The sequence below is a fragment of the Catellatospora coxensis genome (assembly GCF_016862635.1).
Taxonomy (GTDB): Bacteria; Actinomycetota; Actinomycetes; order Mycobacteriales; family Micromonosporaceae; genus Catellatospora; species Catellatospora coxensis.
This window is the reverse complement of sequence record NZ_BONI01000132.1, coordinates 1-15,503: the sequence shown is the minus strand read 5'-3', so window position 1 is coordinate 15,503 and position 15,503 is coordinate 1. Positions and strand designations below refer to the sequence as shown.

Here is a 15,503-nt window from a genome sequence, read left to right as displayed (position 1 = left end):
ATGATCTCGAAGGGCGTGGGTCAGCCGGCGAAGGTGTTGCATTGGCGGGGGTCGCCGGTGCGGTAGCCCTGGTTGAACCACTGCTGGCGCTGGGCGGAGGAGCCGTGGGTGAAGGCCTCCTGGTTGATGCGGCCGGTGGCCTTCTGCTGGATGGCGTCGTCGCCGACGGCCGCGGCCGCTTCCAGGGCCTGGTCGATGTCCTGCTGGGTGATGGATTTGAACAGCGGCTGGCCGGTCGCGTCGGTGGTCTTGGCGGCCGAGTTGGCCCACACTCCGGCGTAGCAGTCGGCCTGCAGTTCCATCGCGACGGAGTACTTGTTGGCGTTGGCCGGGTCGCGCTGCTGGGCGCGGCGCACCTGCGCCTCGGTGCCGAGCAGGGTCTGGATGTGGTGGCCGTACTCGTGGGCGAGCACGTACGCCTGGGCGAACTGGCCCTTGGCGCCGAACCGGCTGGCCAGCTCGTCGTAGAAGCTCAGGTCGATGTAGACGTGGTTGTCGCCGGGGCAGTAGAACGGGCCGACACCGGCGGTCGCCGGGCCGCAGGCGGTGTTGACCGAGCCGGTGAAGAACCGGGTGGTCGCCGGTTGGTACTGCTGGCCGAGGTACTGCGGCATTGCTGAGCGCCAGTACGCCTGGATCGAGTTGATGTAGAGCAGGTTGCGGCAGGCCGGGTTGTCGAACCGGTTGGGGTTCGACTTGTCGCACTGCTGCGCCAGCGTGGTGCTGTTGACGTCGTTCGGGCCCGGCTGTTGCTGCTGCTCGGGCGTCAGCCCGCCGACGCCGCTGAACAGGCTGGAGCCGCCGCCGGTGCAGATGAGGAAGCCGACGCAGAGCGCGCCGACCAGCAGCACCGCCATGCCGATCTTGCTGCGCATGAGCAACGGCAGCAGTCCGGCGAGGCAGCCCGCGCCGCCCATGCCGCCGCCCCCACCACCTCCGCCGCCCCCGCCGCCCATGGGCGGGAAGTTGAAGCCGCCTCCGCCGCGCCCGCCACCGGCGCCGCGCATGTCCTCGACCTGTGACGGGTCGAGTTCGGCGTTCTCGTTGATGCTCACGTTCGCCAGCGTAGGCAGTTTTGTGGCGAATCACACCCAAATCAGGTCGTCTCCGGGGTAAATGCCGTGGCAGGGCGGGTCGGGGTGCTCGGTAGACTGGGGGCTCCTTCCCGAAGCCACCCGGTGGCCCACCCCTGACCTGGGAGCAATTCATGATCACGGCCACCGGTCTGGAACTGCGCGCGGGCGCGCGCATCCTGCTGGGGGACACCACCCTGCGCGTGCAGCCCGGCGACCGCATCGGTCTCGTCGGGCGCAACGGGGCTGGCAAGACCACCACGCTCAAGGTCCTCGCCGGCGAGGGTTCCCCGTACGCCGGCAAGATCGACACCCGTGGGCCGGTGGGTTACCTGCCGCAGGACCCGCGCACCGGTGACCTGGACGTCACCGCCAGCGACCGGGTGCTCTCCGCGCGCGGCCTGGACGTGCTGCGCAACGAGATGAAGGAGCTGGAGGGCAAGCTCGCCGACGACGAGCGTTTCATGCGCCGCTACGGCCAGCTGGAGGACCAGTTCTCCGCGCTCGGCGGCTACGGCGCCGAGGCCGAGGCGGCCCGGATCTGCTCGAACCTGGGCCTGCCCGACCGGGTGCTCCAGCAGACCCTCGGCACGCTCTCCGGCGGCCAGCGCCGCCGGGTCGAGCTGGCCCGCATCCTGTTCCGCGACGCCTCGGAGACCGGCGGCGGCATCCTGCTGCTCGACGAGCCGACCAACCACCTCGACCACGACTCCATCACCTGGCTGCGCGGCTTCCTCGCCGGCCACAAGGGCGGGCTCATCGTCATCTCCCACGACGCCTCGCTGCTGGACGCGGTCGTGAACAAGGTGTGGTACCTCGACGCCAACCGCTCGGTCGTCGACGCGTACAACATGGGCTGGAAGACGTACCTGGAGGCGCGCGAGACCGACGAGCGCCGCCGCAAGCGGGAGCGGGCCAACGCGGAGAAGAAGGCCGGCGCGCTCATGGCGCAGGCCGACAAGCTGCGCGCCAAGGCCACCAAGACGATCGCGGCGCAGAACATGGCCAAGCGCGCCGAGAAGATGATCTCCGGGCTGGACGAGGTGCGCGCCACCGACAAGGTGGCGAAGGTGCGCTTCCCGACCCCGGCCGCCTGCGGCAAGACCCCGCTGACGGCGGAGGGACTGTCCAAGTCGTACGGCTCGCTGGAGATCTTCACCGACGTCAGCGTCGCCGTGGACCGCGGTTCCCGCGTGGTCATCCTGGGCCTCAACGGCGCGGGCAAGACGACCCTGCTGCGGATGCTCGCCGGCATCCTGGAGCCGGACACCGGCGAGGTCAAGGCGGGTCACGGGCTGCGCCTGGGCTACTACGCCCAGGAGCACGAGACCCTCGACGTCGAGCGCAGCATCCTCGACCACATGCGCTCGGCCGCCCCCGAGCAGACCGACACGGAACTGCGCCGCATCCTGGGCGCGTTCCTGTTCAGCGGGGACGATGTGGACAAGCCCGCGGGCGTGCTGTCCGGTGGCGAGAAGACCCGCCTGGCACTGTCCACCCTGGTCTGCTCCGGTGCGAACGTGCTGCTGCTCGACGAGCCCACCAACAACCTCGACCCGGTCAGCCGCGAGCAGGTCCTCGACGCCATCGCCCGCTACCCCGGCGCGATCGTCCTGGTCACCCACGACCCCGGCGCCGTAGCAGCCCTCAAACCCGACCGCGCCATCCTCCTCCCCGACGGCGACGAGGACGCCTGGTCCGACGACCTCCTCGAACTCGTCGAACTCGCCTGACCCTTCCCTTTGCGGCGCTTGACGGGCCGCGGGCGGGTCACCAGGGCGTCGACAGGACGGCTTCGATGATCATCGCGGAGAGGGCGCCGACGGCGACCAGGAGCAGGGGAGCGGGGACGGGGTCGCCGCCGGGGCGTTCGGGGGCGACGGCGGCGATGGTGAGCCAGGGGAAGTACGGCAGCCACGCGTGCTCCACCCCGCCCCGGGCCAGCCCCGCCCCGACCGAGAACAGCACCGCCCCGGACGCGCCGACCAGGAACGGCCAGCCGGGGGTGTTGCGCACCTTGCGCAGGCTCGCGAACAGCGGCGGCCCGACCGCCAGCAGCAGCGCGCACACGCTGATCAGGCCCCACCACAGCGCGGAGCGGTGCGGCTCGATGCGCGCGGCGAAGTCGGCGTACGCCGTGCCCAGCCCGTCGGTCCAGGTGAAGCCCAGCCGGGCCGCGCCGAGCACCGGCAGCAGCACCCCGAGCCCGGCGAACATGTTCAGGGCGGCCCGCCGCCGGGCGAAGTTCAGGAACACCACGGACAGCCCGAGCCACGCGACGGCGTACGAGAACAGCGCGGCCGTGCCGAGCAGCAGCCCGGCCAGCACCGCCCAGGCCGCGGCGCGCCAGCCGTGGCGGCGGGTGGCCCGCACACCGGCCAGCGTCATCGCCGCGCCGATGGTGGCCACCACGGCGTCCATCGACACCGCCGTCCACACCGCGTACGGCGCGAGCGCCAGCACGGGCGCGTACGGCCGCGCGGCGGCCTCGCCGCCCATGTCCCGCACCGCGGCCAGCACCATCGGCACCGACAGCGCCCCGATCGCGGTCACCAGCAGCGCCAGCGCCAGGTGGTCGGTGACCCCGAGCCGCTGCGCGGCCCACAGCACCAGCACCGGCGCGGGCGGGTGCCCCCGGGTGGCCGCCGTGTGCTCGGCCGAGCGGTCGGTGAAGCTGCGCAGGTACGCCAGCGGGTCGTCACCGACCTCCTGCACGTCGCCGAGGTAACTGTCCGGGGTCAGCGAGCGGGTCAGCCCGTCCGTGCCGTCGACGAGCGCGAGCGAGACGGCCCAGGCGAAGAACGCCACCGTCGCGCCGGTGCTGACCGCCCACCACGGCAGTCGATGGATCCAGCCGCGCCAGGCGGCGCCGAGCACGGCCACCGCGACGACGGGCGCCAGCAACGACATCGGCGACAGTTCGAAGCGGTAGCGGCCCAGGAACGGCGCGCTCGCGGTGCCCAGCCGGGCTCCGGCGCGCACCGCCAGCCAGGTCGCGAGCAGGCCGATGCTCACCAGCACGAACCAGCCGAACAGGTCTCGGCGTTCGCGGTTCCGGGCGCTCAGGGGGTCGACGGTGGTCACGGCGAGACACGCTATCGGGTACCCGACAGCACCGTGCGTGTCGGTTGGCATGGAATTGATATCTAGCGCATGATCGTCGGAGGCGGTCTAATAGGTTGGACCGCAAACCGCATCGTCCGGGACGTGAGGATTTCAACATGGCAGCCACCGGCACAGCTACCACCACCGAGAAGGGTCGCCGGATCGTCGGGACCGAACGCCAGACGCTCGCCAAGGACCTCGTGAAGCGCTACACGTCGGGTGAGTCCATCCGCGCGCTGGCCGCGTCGACTGGCCGTTCGTACGGATTCATCCACCGGGTGCTCACCGAGTCCGGAGTCGCGCTGCGTCAGCGCGGCGGAGCCCGCCGGCGCAAGAAGGCATGATTCGCCCGCGCCACGCCGAGCAATGGGAGCCGGTTGATGTCTGACATGGCAGCGGCCGGCTTTCGCATCAGCCAGGACGGTCCGGTCGCGACGGTGACATTGGACCGCCCGGAGGTGCGCAACGCGCAGACCCCCGAGCTCTGGGCAGGTCTGACCGACGCCGCACGGGGGCTTGCCGGCGATGTGCGCGTCGTGGTCGTACGCGGGGAAGGGCGGTCCTTCTCCGCGGGCCTCGATCTGAAAGTGGTGCAGGGTGGCGAGTTCCAGCAGCTCGCGACCGTCAGCCCGGAGGAGTGCGCGGACCGGATCGCCGGTTTCCAGCAGGCCTTCTCCTGGCTCCGCCGGCCCGATCTGATCACCATCGCCGCGGTGCAGGGCCACGCCATCGGCGCGGGCTTCCAGCTCGCGCTCGCCTGCGACCTGCGGATCGCCGCCGACGACGCCCTCTTCGCGATGGCGGAGGTGACGCTGGGGCTCGTGCCGGACCTCACCGGCACCAAGCGCCTGGTCGAGCTCGTCGGGTATGCCCGCGCGCTGGAGCTGTGCGTGACCGGCCGCCGCGTGACCGCCGCCGAGGCGGACCGGATCGGCCTGGTCAACCTCGTGGTGGGCCGCGACGAGCTGGACGCGGCCGCGGCCGATCTGGCCAACGCGGTGCTGGCGGCCCCGCGCGACGCGGTCGTCGAGATCAAGGCCCTGCTGGCCGCGGCGAGCGGCCAGACCTTCCCGGAGCAGGAGCGCGCGGAGCGCGAGGCGCAGACCCGCCGCATCCGCGATCTGGCCGGTCTGGGCGAGTGACTTTCCGGCGATATCCGTTCCGCCGTCCGCTTTTCATCCCGTCACGCCACTCTTTCGGGCGTCATACCAGCGGCTGATTCGTCATGGTGGAAAAGACGGCCGCCCCCTCCTTTCCGGTGAGCGGGCGGATCCGGTCGTGTGCCATTGTCGCGCCTGCGGAATAGTTAATGAGCCGGGCTAAGGAATTTTCGTTCGGCCGGGCACGTTGAGCGGCACGTCTGGTCTTTCACAGCGGGAGGTTCACCGGTGAGTTATCCGGGTGGGGGCGGCGGCATGGAGACGCTGATGCGGTCCATGCGCCGGGGGCAGAGCGTCGAGAACCGCAAGATCGGCAAGCCCACCGCGAAGCGGATCCTGTCCTTCGCCCGGCCGTACCGGCGGGAGATCGTCTTCTTCCTGGTCACCATCGTGGTCGGCGCGGTCATCGGCGTGGTCACGCCGCTGCTGGCGGGCCGGGTCGTCAGCGCGATCACGCCGAAGGACGGGGTCATGGCCCCCGACGCGGGCCGCACCGTCATCACCATCGCGGTGGTCATCGCGGCGCTCGCCCTGCTGAGCGCGGGGCTGTCGCTGGTGGAGCGCTTCTACTCGGCGCGTATCGGCGAGGGCCTGATCTTCGACCTGCGCACCCAGGTGTACGACCACGTGCAGCGCATGCCGGTGCAGTTCTTCACCCGGGCGCAGACCGGCGCGCTGGTCAGCCGGCTCAACAACGACGTGCTGGGCGCGCAGCGCGCGTTCACCTCGACGCTGTCCGGCGTCGTCGGCAACATCATCCAGCTCGTGCTGACCGTGCTGGTCATGCTGACGCTGTCCTGGCAGATCACCGTGCTGTCGCTGATCCTGCTGCCGGTGTTCATCCTGCCCGCGCGGCGGGTCGGCCACCGCCTGGCCGAGATCACCAAGGAGTCGTACGACCTCGGCGCGAAGATGAACGCCACCATGACCGAGCGCTTCGGGGTCGCGGGGGCGCTGCTGGTGAAGCTGTTCGGCCGCCCCGAGACGGAGTCGACGCGCTTCGCCGAGCGGGCCGGGCGGGTCCGCGACATCGGCGTGCAGAGCGCCATGTACTCCCGCACCTTCTTCGCCGCCATGATGCTGGTCGCCTCGCTCGCCCAGGCGCTGGTGTACGGCCTGGGCGGCTGGTACGCCGTGCAGGGCAGCCTCGACGCGGGCGACGTCGTCGCGCTGGCGCTGCTGCTGGTACGCCTCTACGGCCCGATCACCGCGCTGTCCAACGTACGCATCGACGTGATGGGCGCCCTGGTCTCCTTCGACCGGGTCTTCGAGGTGCTCGACCTGCCGCCCGCGATCGCCGAGAAACCCGGCGCCGTCGACGTGCCCAAGGGCGCTTCGAAGATCGAGTTCCGGGACGTGGCCTTCCGCTACCCGACCGCGGCCGAGATCTCGCTGGCCTCCCTGGAGGACGTGGCGACCCTGGAACGCACCGCCACCGCACCGGTGCTGCGCGGCGTCTCGTTCACCGTGGAGCCCGGCCAGATGGTCGCGCTGGTCGGCAGCTCGGGCGCGGGCAAGTCCACCACCTCGATGCTGGTCAGCCGGATGTACGACGTCACCGACGGCACGGTGCTCGTCGGCGACGTCGACGTACGCGACGCCACCCTGCAGTCGCTGCGCGACACCATCGGCGTGGTCACCCAGGACGCCCACCTGTTCCACGAGACCATCGCGGAGAACCTCCGCTACGCCAAGCCCGACGCCACCGACGACGAGCTGTGGGCCGCGCTGGCGGCCGCGCAGATCGACACCCTGGTCCGGGCCACCCCCGACGGGCTGGACACCGTGGTGGGCGAACGGGGCTACCGCTTCTCCGGCGGCGAGAAGCAGCGCATCGCCATCGCCCGGCTGCTGCTGAAGGCCCCGTCGATCGTCATCCTCGACGAGGCCACCGCACACCTGGACTCCGAGAGCGAGGCCGCCGTCCAGCAGGCCCTGTCCACCGCCCTGGCGGGCCGCACCGCCCTGGTCATCGCGCACCGCCTGTCCACCGTCCGCGAGGCCGACCAGATCCTCGTCCTCGACCAGGGCCGCATCGTCCAACGCGGCACCCACGAGCAACTGCTCGCCTCCGGCGGCCTCTACGCCGACCTCTACCGCACCCAGTTCGCCGGAGCGGACTCCCCCCGCCCCCGCCCCACCGACTCCCCCCACCTCGCCGACACCCCCGCCTGACCGCGCCCCGCGCCCCGTCGCGTTGATCATGAACTTATGGGCAGGTTCGACGGCGTGTCGTGGCCCTGGCACCGTGATCACTCTCGAAGCCGATCAGCAAGGACTGGATCTAGATGACTTGTTGTCGCTGGGACGACAACAAGTCATCTAGATCCGCAGCGTGCGGGGCGGGCGCGTCAGCGTAGGCGGAAGGTGTGGGCGCGGCCGCGCCAGCGGAGGAGGAGTTCGCCGGCGTGGAGGCGGGCGGTGGGGCCGCGGCGGGCGCGGGGGGCGGTTTCGCCGTCGTACGCCCAGAGCAGCTCGCGGAGCGCGAGTTCCCGCTGCGCCGCAGTGTCGCGGGGTGGGTTGGCCAGGGCGAAGTCCCACCCGTCGCGCAACGAGCCCTGCGGTGCGCGTCCTGCCGCCCAGGCCGAGAACACCCGGGTCCACTGCCCGGGCCCGGCCGAGGCGGCCAGCCGGGGCCACGTGCGCGCGACGTCCTCGGCCCGCTTGCGCAGCAGCGCGGTCTGCGTCGCGGCCACCGCCGCGACGTCGAAGCCCACCGGCATGGCAGCTCCCGCCACCAGCGCTCGGACCAGCTCCTCCTGCCGCCGCGCGAGCCCGGCACCGACCGCCGGGCTGCTGCCGGATCTGCCGAGGCCGGTCATGTGTGTGCCGCTCCGGTGATCGCCGGGTAGCCGGTGGCCGCGGACAGCGCGTCGAGTTCGGCGCGCAGCGCCGCGGCGGGCGGGTAGTGCCCGTCGCGCTCCAGCAGGATCGCCGGCGGCCGCTGCCGCGCGCACAGCTCGCCCAGCAGTTCCAGCACCTCGCCGGGCACCGGGTCGGTGTGCGTGTCGTGGTAGCGGCCCTCGTGCAGCCGGCCGCCGGCGACATGGACGTACGCCATGCGCTCCAGCGGGAGCCGGGTCAGCAGGTCGGCGGGGTCCTCGCCGCGGTTGAGCGCGTTGGCGTACACGTTGGCGATGTCGAGCAGCAGCAGCGCGTCGGTGCGTTCCAGGATCTCGGTGAGGAACTCGGCCTCGGTCAGCTCGTCGTCGGGCCACTCGAACAGCGCCGCGATCGGCTCCAGCGCCAGCGGCACGTCCAGTTCGGCGGTGGTCCGCGCGACGTTGGCGACGACCGCGTCGACGGCCTCGCGGCTACGGGGCAGCGGCAGCAGGTGACCGGCTTCGACCCCGCCCGCCCGGACGTACGCGATGTGCTCGCTGACCAGCGGCGCGCCGACGGCGCGGGCGGCCTGCGCCAGGTGTTCGACCCGGTGCGGGTCGACCGGTTCGGCCCCGCCGAGGGACAGTTTCACGCCGTGCGGCACCACCGCCACCCCGGCCGCGAGCAGCCGGGCCAGCGCCTCGGGTGGTTCGCCGGAGTGCGGCAGCGATTCGGCGATGACCTCGACGAAGCGCAGTCCGGGCAGCTCGGCGACGAAGCCGGAGATCTCGGGGCGCCAGCCGATGCCGACGCCCCGTCCGGCCAGCGGCGTCATCCGCCGCACCCGCCTCCGCCGCACCCGCCCCCGCCGCCGCACGAGGACCCGCCGCTGCAGGAGGAGCCGCCGCTGTCGCCGCCGCTGCTCGATCCGCCGCCGTCCGAGCCGCCGTAGTAGGGGCCGTACGCGCCGCTGGTGTCGTCGCGTTCGGGGATCTCGGTCTCCCCGGCGAAGGCCGGGTCGGCGGCCCACAGCACGGCGGTGCCGAACAGGCCGACGGCCAGCGCGGTCTGCGCGGGGCCGTAGGTGTTCCAGGCGGGCCGTGACGCCGGGCGCAGGTGGTTGAAGTGGCGCTTGGCCTGGAACAGCGCGCTCTCGGCGGCCTTGGTGCGCCGCGGCTTGCGGGCGAACAGCACCAGGCCGAGGATGCCGACCGGGATGACCAGCAGCACCAGGAACAGCACCGGGCGGTCGTTGCCGATCCCGGCGATGATCCGGACCACGCCCACCGCGAACAGGGCGAGCAGCAGCAGCGGTCCGCGCCGGGCGCGGGAGACGACGTCGGGGCCGACGGTGAGGCCGCCGCGGCGCAGCTCCTCGCCGATCGAGGCCAGCGCTTCGGCCACCGAGCGGTCGGTGTGCAGGTCCTTGACCCGCTGGCCGTTGCCCACGGCGTGCAGCACGGCCGCGTCCAGCGGGGTCGCGCCCGGCGGCAGGCCGCCGGTGCGGGTGAGCCGCCCGGCCTCGTCGGCCGCCACGACGCCGCTCTGGCGCAGGAAGGTCAGCGAGGAGTACACCGCCAGCGCCGCACCGCCGTTGAGGTATGCGGTGTGCTGCGGCGACAGCTGGTCCACGCGGACCTGGCCGGGGCCGGCGAACAGCCGGGACCGGTGGATCAGCGTGCCCACCAGGACGACCGCCGCGGCGAGCGCGAACAGCAGCAGGAAGGTGGGACCGGGGATGCCCCAGGTGTCCGCCATGGGAGCTCCTTCGACGAGGGAGCCCTCATGATGGACCATCGGAGCAATCAGCGGGAGACCAGCACGCTCAGGCAGGTGACGCAGCCTTCGAGCTTCTCGAACTCGCCGATGTCCACCACGACCGGGGTGAACCCCAGATCCCCTAGCATTTCCGCGGTACGCGGCGCGGACGCGGCCAGCAGCACCCGGTCGCCGCCGAGCGGCACGACGTGGCAGCCGCCCTCCTCCTCGACCGGGCGTACCGCCGGGAACAGCCCGGTCGGGACCAGGCGCGGCAGGGCCAGGAAGGTGCCGTCGGGCAGCGCGGTCACCGCGGACTTCAGATGCAGCACCTCGCCCAGCGGCACCGCGACGACGGTACGGCCGAGCGGCGTGAGCAGGTCACGCAGCTGCCGGATGCCCTCGGCGTTGGTGCGCCCACCGCGTCCGACGTAGACGGTCGTGCCGACCTGGAGCACGTCGCCGCCCTCCAGGGTGCCCGGCTCCGTGATATGCGCGGTGCGCAGGCCCAGCTCCAGCACGGCCTGCTCGACCCCGGCGACCTCGCCCCGGCGGGCCGGGGCCCCGGGGTGGGTCAGCACGGCGAGGTCGTCGACGACCACCACCGTGTCCTCGACGAACACCGAGTCGGGGCAGTCGTCGGCGGCCGGGGCGGGGTAGACCGCCCAGCCGGCCGAGGCCAGCGCGTCGGCGTACGCCATGTGCTGGGCGCGGGCCAGGGACAGGTCGATCTCGCTGCGGCCGATGTGGGTCACGATGCCGTCGGCGAGCCGGGAACTCGGCTCGCGGACCAGGGCGGTTCTCATCTCTTACGCATTACCAGGAAGACGACGAGCGCGACCACCACCACGGTGGCGCAGCAGACGGTGCCGCCGAGCAGCACGTGCCAAGGTTTGAGGGCGCCCATGGGCTCGCACTGTAGCGCCCCGGAGGCCCGCCAGAAAATATCTTGTCGATCCCTGGATCTCGTGGCTAATGTCGGCGGTACACGGGAAAGGAGGTGGTCCAGCTTTGAGTAGCTACAGGACACGTGAGGTGGCTGCCCGCTAGGCGGCTGTCATCGACTGCACTTCTGTCGATACCTGAAGGTTCGACTGGAGCGTCGAGGCCGTGTGTCAGCGGCCCTGGCGAATCCAAGGGAGCCACCCGATTCCCGGGGGAATGTCCGGTTTGTCCAGCCGGCCCGCGCACCCGCGCGGAACCCCCGGGTTTCGTCATTTTCTGTGGCGGTCGCGCCGTTTCGCCCGCAGAAGCCGAATCGGGCGCTCGGCGTCGCCTCGGCCGTCGCTACGCCCGCTTCGCTGTCGGGCAGCCCGATTCAGCGGCGGCGGACCGTCTCCTCGATCAGATCCAGCACCGGGCCGAAGTCGTCGGCCGAGCCGCCCATCGCCAGCCGCTTGACCAGCCCGTCGTACGCCAGCTCCAGGAAGTGCGCGAGCACGTCGAGCGGCACGTCCTCACGCAGCACGCCCGCGCCCGCCTGGCGCTGCAGGCGCTCGCGGGTCGCGGTGTCGATGGCCTCGCTGTGCTGGGCCCACCGCTTGGCGAACGCCGGATCCGTCCGCAGCCGCCGGGCCACCTCCAGCTGCGTGCCGAGCCAGCCGGCCGCGTCCGGGTCCTGGGCGTGGGCCAGCAGGTCCCGCATCACCTGCACCAGGCCGTTCGCGGCGACGGTGGCGGCCATCTCGACCGCGTCGTCCTCGGCGACGGCCAGGAACAGCGAGTCCTTGTCGCGGAAGTGGTGGAAGATCGCGCCCCGGGACAATCCGGTCGCCTGCTCCAGGCGGCGCACCGTGGCGCCCTCGTAGCCGTAACGGGCGAAGCAGGCACGGGCCGCGGCGAGGATCTCGTGGCGGCGCGCGTCGAGCTGATCCTGACTCACCCTGGGCACATGCCGATCTTCGCAGGTCGGCCCCGCACATGCAATCCGTACGTACGGCTTGACCACGCGTGACGGATCTACGACGCGATGCGCGCGGAACCCGCGCATGGAAGAATCCTCCGCGGCCCGGCGTGCGTTGAGCGTCGGGGACAGTATGGCGACGCCGTGCGAAACGCCTGCAGGCCAAGGGTCTGCGGCCGCCGGGGAGGGTGCGACCTGTGGACCTGGAGCTGTTGACCACCACCTACGTGGACACGTGGGTGATGGTGCTGGTGGTCTCGATCCTGACGATCTCGCTGCTCATCGGGGTGCCGCTGGCGCGCTCGGCCGGGCGGCGGCGGGGCATGCGGCTGGCCAACCCGGGGGCGTACGCCACCCGCGCGGACAAGGCCAAGGACACCGGCCTGTTCCTGGCCGCGCTGATCCCGACGCTGCTGGTCTGGCTCGCCGTGATGGGCGTGTCCTTCATCGGCCTCACCGGCTTCGCCAACGACGTCATGGGCTGGGACCACTGGACCAACATCCTGGTGCCGCTGAGCCTCGACGGCATCAGCATCTCCTTCGGCGCGTGGGCGTTCGTCGCGGTCAAACGCGGGCGGCACCCCGGCCGGGCGTACAAGATCGTGCTCGCCGCCGCGACCGTGTCGGCGACCCTGAACTTCGTGCACGGCCGCGACAAGTGGTCCATCTGGGCGGGCCTCTACCTGGCGTTCCTGTCCTTCGCGGGCATGGCGATGTTCCACGAGCTGCTCGACCAGTTCATGGCCGGCTACGACGACGAGGTGGCGCTCAAGACCCGCTACCCGCGCTTCGGCCAGCGCTGGTTCTACGCGCCGATCTCCACGTTCGCGGCCCGCCGGGCCTGGATCGTGCACCCGCCCGCCGAGGGGATGCGGCCCAGCGTGCGCAACGCGCTGACGCACCTGGAGGACACCCGCGAGGCCAAGCGCCAGCGCCGCCTGTACGGCGCGCAGCTGGTCCGGGAGGAGCAGCAGGCCAAGCTGGTCGAGGTGCACGCCCGCGCCGAGGTGCGCCGGGCCCGCTCGGCGAGCTGGCGTTCCGGGGCCGCGCCGGGCTCGTCGCCGCAGGTGCCGCACCTGCCCGTGCCCCACCAGTCCGCGCCGCAGCATCAGAACGGGCACCAGCCGAACGGGCACCAGCCGAACGGCTACCAGCCGTACCAGCCGCAATCGGTGTACCAGCCGACGCCCCAGCCGGAGGCCTTCCCCGAGCCGCCCCCCGCGCCCCACCAGGCGGAGCCGGAGCCGGTGTCCCAGGACCTCGTTCCCGAGCGTGACGACCGGGGCACGATCCTGGGCCGGGACCTGCGGGCCACCCTGGAGTCGGCGTGGAGCGCCCCGACGGGCCGCGAGCCGATGGGTCACCGGCCGCTGTCGGACACCAGCGAGATCACCTCACGCGGCATGCTCAACCACCTCCAGGAGCCGGTCCAGCGCATGATCGGCGAGGCGCTGGCGCGCGGCGAGCAGGTCAGCCCGAACTTCGTCCGGGAGTGGACGGCCCAGGAGTACGGGCGCACGCCGAGCGAGAACTGGGCCAGGAACCAGATCAAGGCAGTTCGCCAGCGGGACACCATCGGCGTGGACGCGGATCTGGCGTGAGCAGGCATCGATTTCGTTACCGCGAGGTTTCCCGCACAACGGGGGGCTTCACCAGCGTGTCCTGAGTCACGTAAGGTGCCCGCGTGCCTCTGTTGCTGTTGGACCTCGACAACACACTGGTCGACCGCGAGGGCGCCTTCCGGATGTGGGGTACTCGGTTCCTGTCCGAGATCAGCGCCCCGCCGTACGACATCGACTGGCTGGTGGACGCCGACGCGGACGGCCTGACCTCGCGCTGGGACCTGGCCGACGCGATCCGCGACCGCTATCGACTGCGCAACTCCGTCGTCGACCTGGTGGAGGAGTTGCACGAGGGGCAGATCGAGGCCACTCGGCTGGACCCGATGGTGGGCGCCGCGCTGCGCATCGCCGCCGAGGCCGGCTGGGTGCCGGTGATAGTCACCAACGGCGAGACCCGCCAGCAGGAAGCCAAGATCCGGCGTACCGGCCTGGACCGCTTCGTGGCCGACTGGGTGGTCTCGCAGGAGGTCGACTGCCGCAAACCCAACCCGCGCATCTTCGAGATCGCCGCGGAGCGGGCCCGGATGCGGCTGCGCGGCGCCTGGATGATCGGCGACAGCCCCGAAGCCGACATCGGCGGCGCGACGACGATCGGCATCCCCAGCGTCTGGATCCACCGCGGCCGCCAGTGGACCGAACGCCGCTTCGGCCCCACCCGCATCGTCGAGGGCGCCATCCAAGCCGTAGCCGCCGTCCTGGCCGCCGACCCCCCACACCGCATGGCCCGCTGACCGGCTCCCGCACGTTGATCATGAACTTATGGCACGGCTCGGCGGTGTGTCGCGGCCATAACTTCATGATCGATCAGTGGTGTGCCGGGCCGATGGCGCGCCGGCGGGTGTGATGGGGGTCGCTGCGGAAAATCGGTTGACAGGGGGCGGGGGTCGGCGGAAGACTCGTCCGCGTTGTGCGTGATCCCGGGAACTGCCCGGGTCGAGAGAGAAGGGGGTTGAGCCGAATGGTTGCCGTCGCTGTGCGCTGCGCGCATTCCGCCTCTTTCTTCTTCTCTCCGACCGAGGAGCTTTTCCAGTGCGAGAGCACGACTTTCCGCGCGCCGGCCGCGGCAACCGCCGGAACCGTTTCGACGACGACGAACTGACCTTCGAGAAGTCGTACGCCGAAGAAGTCGAGTGGGACGAAACCCCCGACAAGCCCGAATTCGGTGACCGCTGGTCCACCTGGGACCTGTCGACGCCCACCGAACGCGGACCGGAGCCCCACCCCGACTGGCTCGTCACCGAGCTGGCCGCGGTCGACGTGGAACGCGGAGTGCTGAAGACCGGCAAGGAGGCCGACGTCTTCCTGCTGCACCGCCACGTACCCGGCACCGAACGCGGCTGCCTGCTGGCGGCCAAGCGTTACCGCAGCCACGACCACCGCATGTTCCACCGCGACGCCGGCTACCTCGAAGGACGCCGGGTCAAGGAGTCCCGCGTCAACCGGGCCATGGCCAGCCGCAGCGCCTTCGGCAAGGAGGCCATCGCGGCGACCTGGGCCGCGGCCGAGTTCGGCGCGCTGGCGCGGCTGTGGGAGATCGCGCAGCAGCTCGACGTCGCGCCGTTCACGCCGTACCCGGTGCAGATCCTGGGCACCGAGGTGCTGCAGGAGTTCATCGGCGCGCCCGACGGCACCGCCGCGCCCCGGCTCGCCCAGGTGCGCACCGACGAGGCGGGCCTGGCCGACCTGTGGTCCCAGCTCGTACTCGGCCTGACCGTGCTGGCCCGGGCCGGGTTCGCGCACGGCGACCTGTCGCCGTACAACATCCTGGTCCACGAGGGGCGGCTGGTCATCATCGACCTGCCGCAGATCGTGGACGTGGTGGCCAACCCGCAGGGCAAACGCTTCCTGGCCCGCGACGTGCACAACGTCGCGACCTGGTTCACCGCCCGCGGCCTGTCCGGTGTGGACGAGGCGGCTGTCACCGCCGAACTGATGGCCGAAGCGGGCCTGCGGACCTGACCGCCGCCGTTCCGGCCGCACGGCGCACGGCGCACGGCGCACGGCGCACGGCGCACGGCGCACGGCGCACGGCGCACGGCGCACGGCGCACGGCGCACGG

14 protein-coding genes are annotated in these 15,503 nt (G+C 71.8%); 7 read left to right on the top strand and 7 right to left on the bottom strand.

Annotated elements, in window-relative coordinates:
- Positions 1–20 precede the first annotated feature (20 nt).
- Positions 21–1,055 (bottom strand): KPN_02809 family neutral zinc metallopeptidase, encoded by a 1,035-nt coding sequence (ypfJ, locus tag Cco03nite_RS40375; RefSeq protein WP_203699335.1) that lies wholly within the window; start codon positions 1,053–1,055, stop codon positions 21–23.
- Between the two features lie 152 nt (positions 1,056–1,207).
- Here ypfJ and Cco03nite_RS40370 point away from each other — a divergent pair, with 152 nt between their 5' ends.
- On the top strand, positions 1,208–2,806 hold the full coding sequence (locus Cco03nite_RS40370) for an ABC-F family ATP-binding cassette domain-containing protein (RefSeq protein WP_203699334.1): 1,599 nt from the start codon (positions 1,208–1,210) through the stop codon (positions 2,804–2,806).
- 37 nt (positions 2,807–2,843) lie between these two features.
- On the opposite strand, the gene Cco03nite_RS40365 is transcribed toward Cco03nite_RS40370, so the two are convergent.
- Positions 2,844–4,157, bottom strand: a complete 1,314-nt coding sequence (locus Cco03nite_RS40365; RefSeq protein ID WP_239168057.1) for a glycosyltransferase family protein — start codon at positions 4,155–4,157, stop codon at positions 2,844–2,846.
- Between the two features lie 137 nt (positions 4,158–4,294).
- Between Cco03nite_RS40365 and Cco03nite_RS40360 the strand changes: the two genes are divergently transcribed.
- The 3 genes from Cco03nite_RS40360 to Cco03nite_RS40350 all read left to right on the top strand — a co-directional run bounded on the left by Cco03nite_RS40360 (position 4,295) and on the right by Cco03nite_RS40350 (position 7,513).
- Positions 4,295–4,522, top strand: a complete 228-nt coding sequence (locus tag Cco03nite_RS40360) for a helix-turn-helix domain-containing protein (protein ID WP_120315961.1) — start codon at positions 4,295–4,297, stop codon at positions 4,520–4,522.
- Positions 4,523–4,567: 45 nt separating this feature from the next.
- The gene (locus tag Cco03nite_RS40355) at positions 4,568–5,320 is read left to right on the top strand and encodes an enoyl-CoA hydratase/isomerase family protein (protein WP_203699337.1); all 753 of its coding nucleotides are present in this window, start codon (positions 4,568–4,570) and stop codon (positions 5,318–5,320) included.
- Positions 5,321–5,605: 285 nt separating this feature from the next.
- Entirely contained in the window at positions 5,606–7,513 is a 1,908-nt protein-coding gene (locus Cco03nite_RS40350) for an ABC transporter ATP-binding protein (protein ID WP_373314447.1), read from the top strand.
- 176 nt (positions 7,514–7,689) lie between these two features.
- On the opposite strand, the gene Cco03nite_RS40345 is transcribed toward Cco03nite_RS40350, so the two are convergent.
- The 5 genes from Cco03nite_RS40345 to Cco03nite_RS40325 all read right to left on the bottom strand — a co-directional run bounded on the left by Cco03nite_RS40345 (position 7,690) and on the right by Cco03nite_RS40325 (position 11,810).
- Positions 7,690–8,160: an SCO6045 C-terminal-like domain-containing protein gene (locus tag Cco03nite_RS40345; RefSeq protein WP_203699333.1), complete on the bottom strand. Its 471-nt coding sequence runs from the start codon at positions 8,158–8,160 to the stop codon at positions 7,690–7,692.
- Complete coding sequence (locus tag Cco03nite_RS40340) at positions 8,157–8,996, bottom strand: MbnB/TglH/ChrH family RiPP precursor modification enzyme (protein WP_203699332.1); 840 nt, start codon at positions 8,994–8,996, stop codon at positions 8,157–8,159. The genes Cco03nite_RS40345 and Cco03nite_RS40340 overlap by 4 nt, the downstream gene beginning before the upstream one ends.
- On the bottom strand, positions 8,993–9,919 hold the full coding sequence (locus tag Cco03nite_RS40335; RefSeq protein WP_239168056.1) for a TIGR04222 domain-containing membrane protein: 927 nt from the start codon (positions 9,917–9,919) through the stop codon (positions 8,993–8,995). Before Cco03nite_RS40335 ends, Cco03nite_RS40340 begins: the two co-directional genes overlap by 4 nt.
- A gap of 47 nt (positions 9,920–9,966) precedes the next feature.
- On the bottom strand, positions 9,967–10,725 hold the full coding sequence (gene ddaH / locus Cco03nite_RS40330) for a dimethylargininase (protein ID WP_203699330.1): 759 nt from the start codon (positions 10,723–10,725) through the stop codon (positions 9,967–9,969).
- A 512-nt stretch (positions 10,726–11,237) separates the two neighbouring features.
- Positions 11,238–11,810: a TetR/AcrR family transcriptional regulator gene (locus tag Cco03nite_RS40325; RefSeq protein WP_155386832.1), complete on the bottom strand. Its 573-nt coding sequence runs from the start codon at positions 11,808–11,810 to the stop codon at positions 11,238–11,240.
- Between the two features lie 209 nt (positions 11,811–12,019).
- Here Cco03nite_RS40325 and Cco03nite_RS40320 point away from each other — a divergent pair, with 209 nt between their 5' ends.
- The 3 genes from Cco03nite_RS40320 to Cco03nite_RS40310 all read left to right on the top strand — a co-directional run bounded on the left by Cco03nite_RS40320 (position 12,020) and on the right by Cco03nite_RS40310 (position 15,403).
- The gene (locus Cco03nite_RS40320) at positions 12,020–13,423 is read left to right on the top strand and encodes a DUF2637 domain-containing protein (protein WP_203699329.1); all 1,404 of its coding nucleotides are present in this window, start codon (positions 12,020–12,022) and stop codon (positions 13,421–13,423) included.
- Positions 13,424–13,506: 83 nt separating this feature from the next.
- Positions 13,507–14,175 (top strand): HAD family hydrolase, encoded by a 669-nt coding sequence (locus tag Cco03nite_RS40315; protein WP_203699328.1) that lies wholly within the window; start codon positions 13,507–13,509, stop codon positions 14,173–14,175.
- Between the two features lie 298 nt (positions 14,176–14,473).
- Positions 14,474–15,403 carry an RIO1 family regulatory kinase/ATPase domain-containing protein gene (locus tag Cco03nite_RS40310; protein WP_203699327.1) on the top strand — a complete coding sequence of 310 codons (930 nt, stop codon included), beginning with the start codon at positions 14,474–14,476 and terminating at the stop codon, positions 15,401–15,403.
- The last annotated feature ends 100 nt before the right edge of the window (positions 15,404–15,503 follow it).

Coding starts and splice junctions, on each gene's coding strand:
- Cco03nite_RS40355 (WP_203699337.1), top strand. CDS start 4,568: ATGGCAGCGGCCGGCTTTCGCATCAGCCAGGACGGTCCGGTCGCGACG.
- ddaH (WP_203699330.1), bottom strand. CDS start 10,725: ATGAGAACCGCCCTGGTCCGCGAGCCGAGTTCCCGGCTCGCCGACGGC.
- Cco03nite_RS40370 (WP_203699334.1), top strand. CDS start 1,208: ATGATCACGGCCACCGGTCTGGAACTGCGCGCGGGCGCGCGCATCCTG.
- Cco03nite_RS40350 (WP_373314447.1), top strand. CDS start 5,606: ATGCGGTCCATGCGCCGGGGGCAGAGCGTCGAGAACCGCAAGATCGGC.
- Cco03nite_RS40345 (WP_203699333.1), bottom strand. CDS start 8,160: ATGACCGGCCTCGGCAGATCCGGCAGCAGCCCGGCGGTCGGTGCCGGG.
- Cco03nite_RS40360 (WP_120315961.1), top strand. CDS start 4,295: ATGGCAGCCACCGGCACAGCTACCACCACCGAGAAGGGTCGCCGGATC.
- Cco03nite_RS40340 (WP_203699332.1), bottom strand. CDS start 8,996: ATGACGCCGCTGGCCGGACGGGGCGTCGGCATCGGCTGGCGCCCCGAG.
- Cco03nite_RS40335 (WP_239168056.1), bottom strand. CDS start 9,919: ATGGCGGACACCTGGGGCATCCCCGGTCCCACCTTCCTGCTGCTGTTC.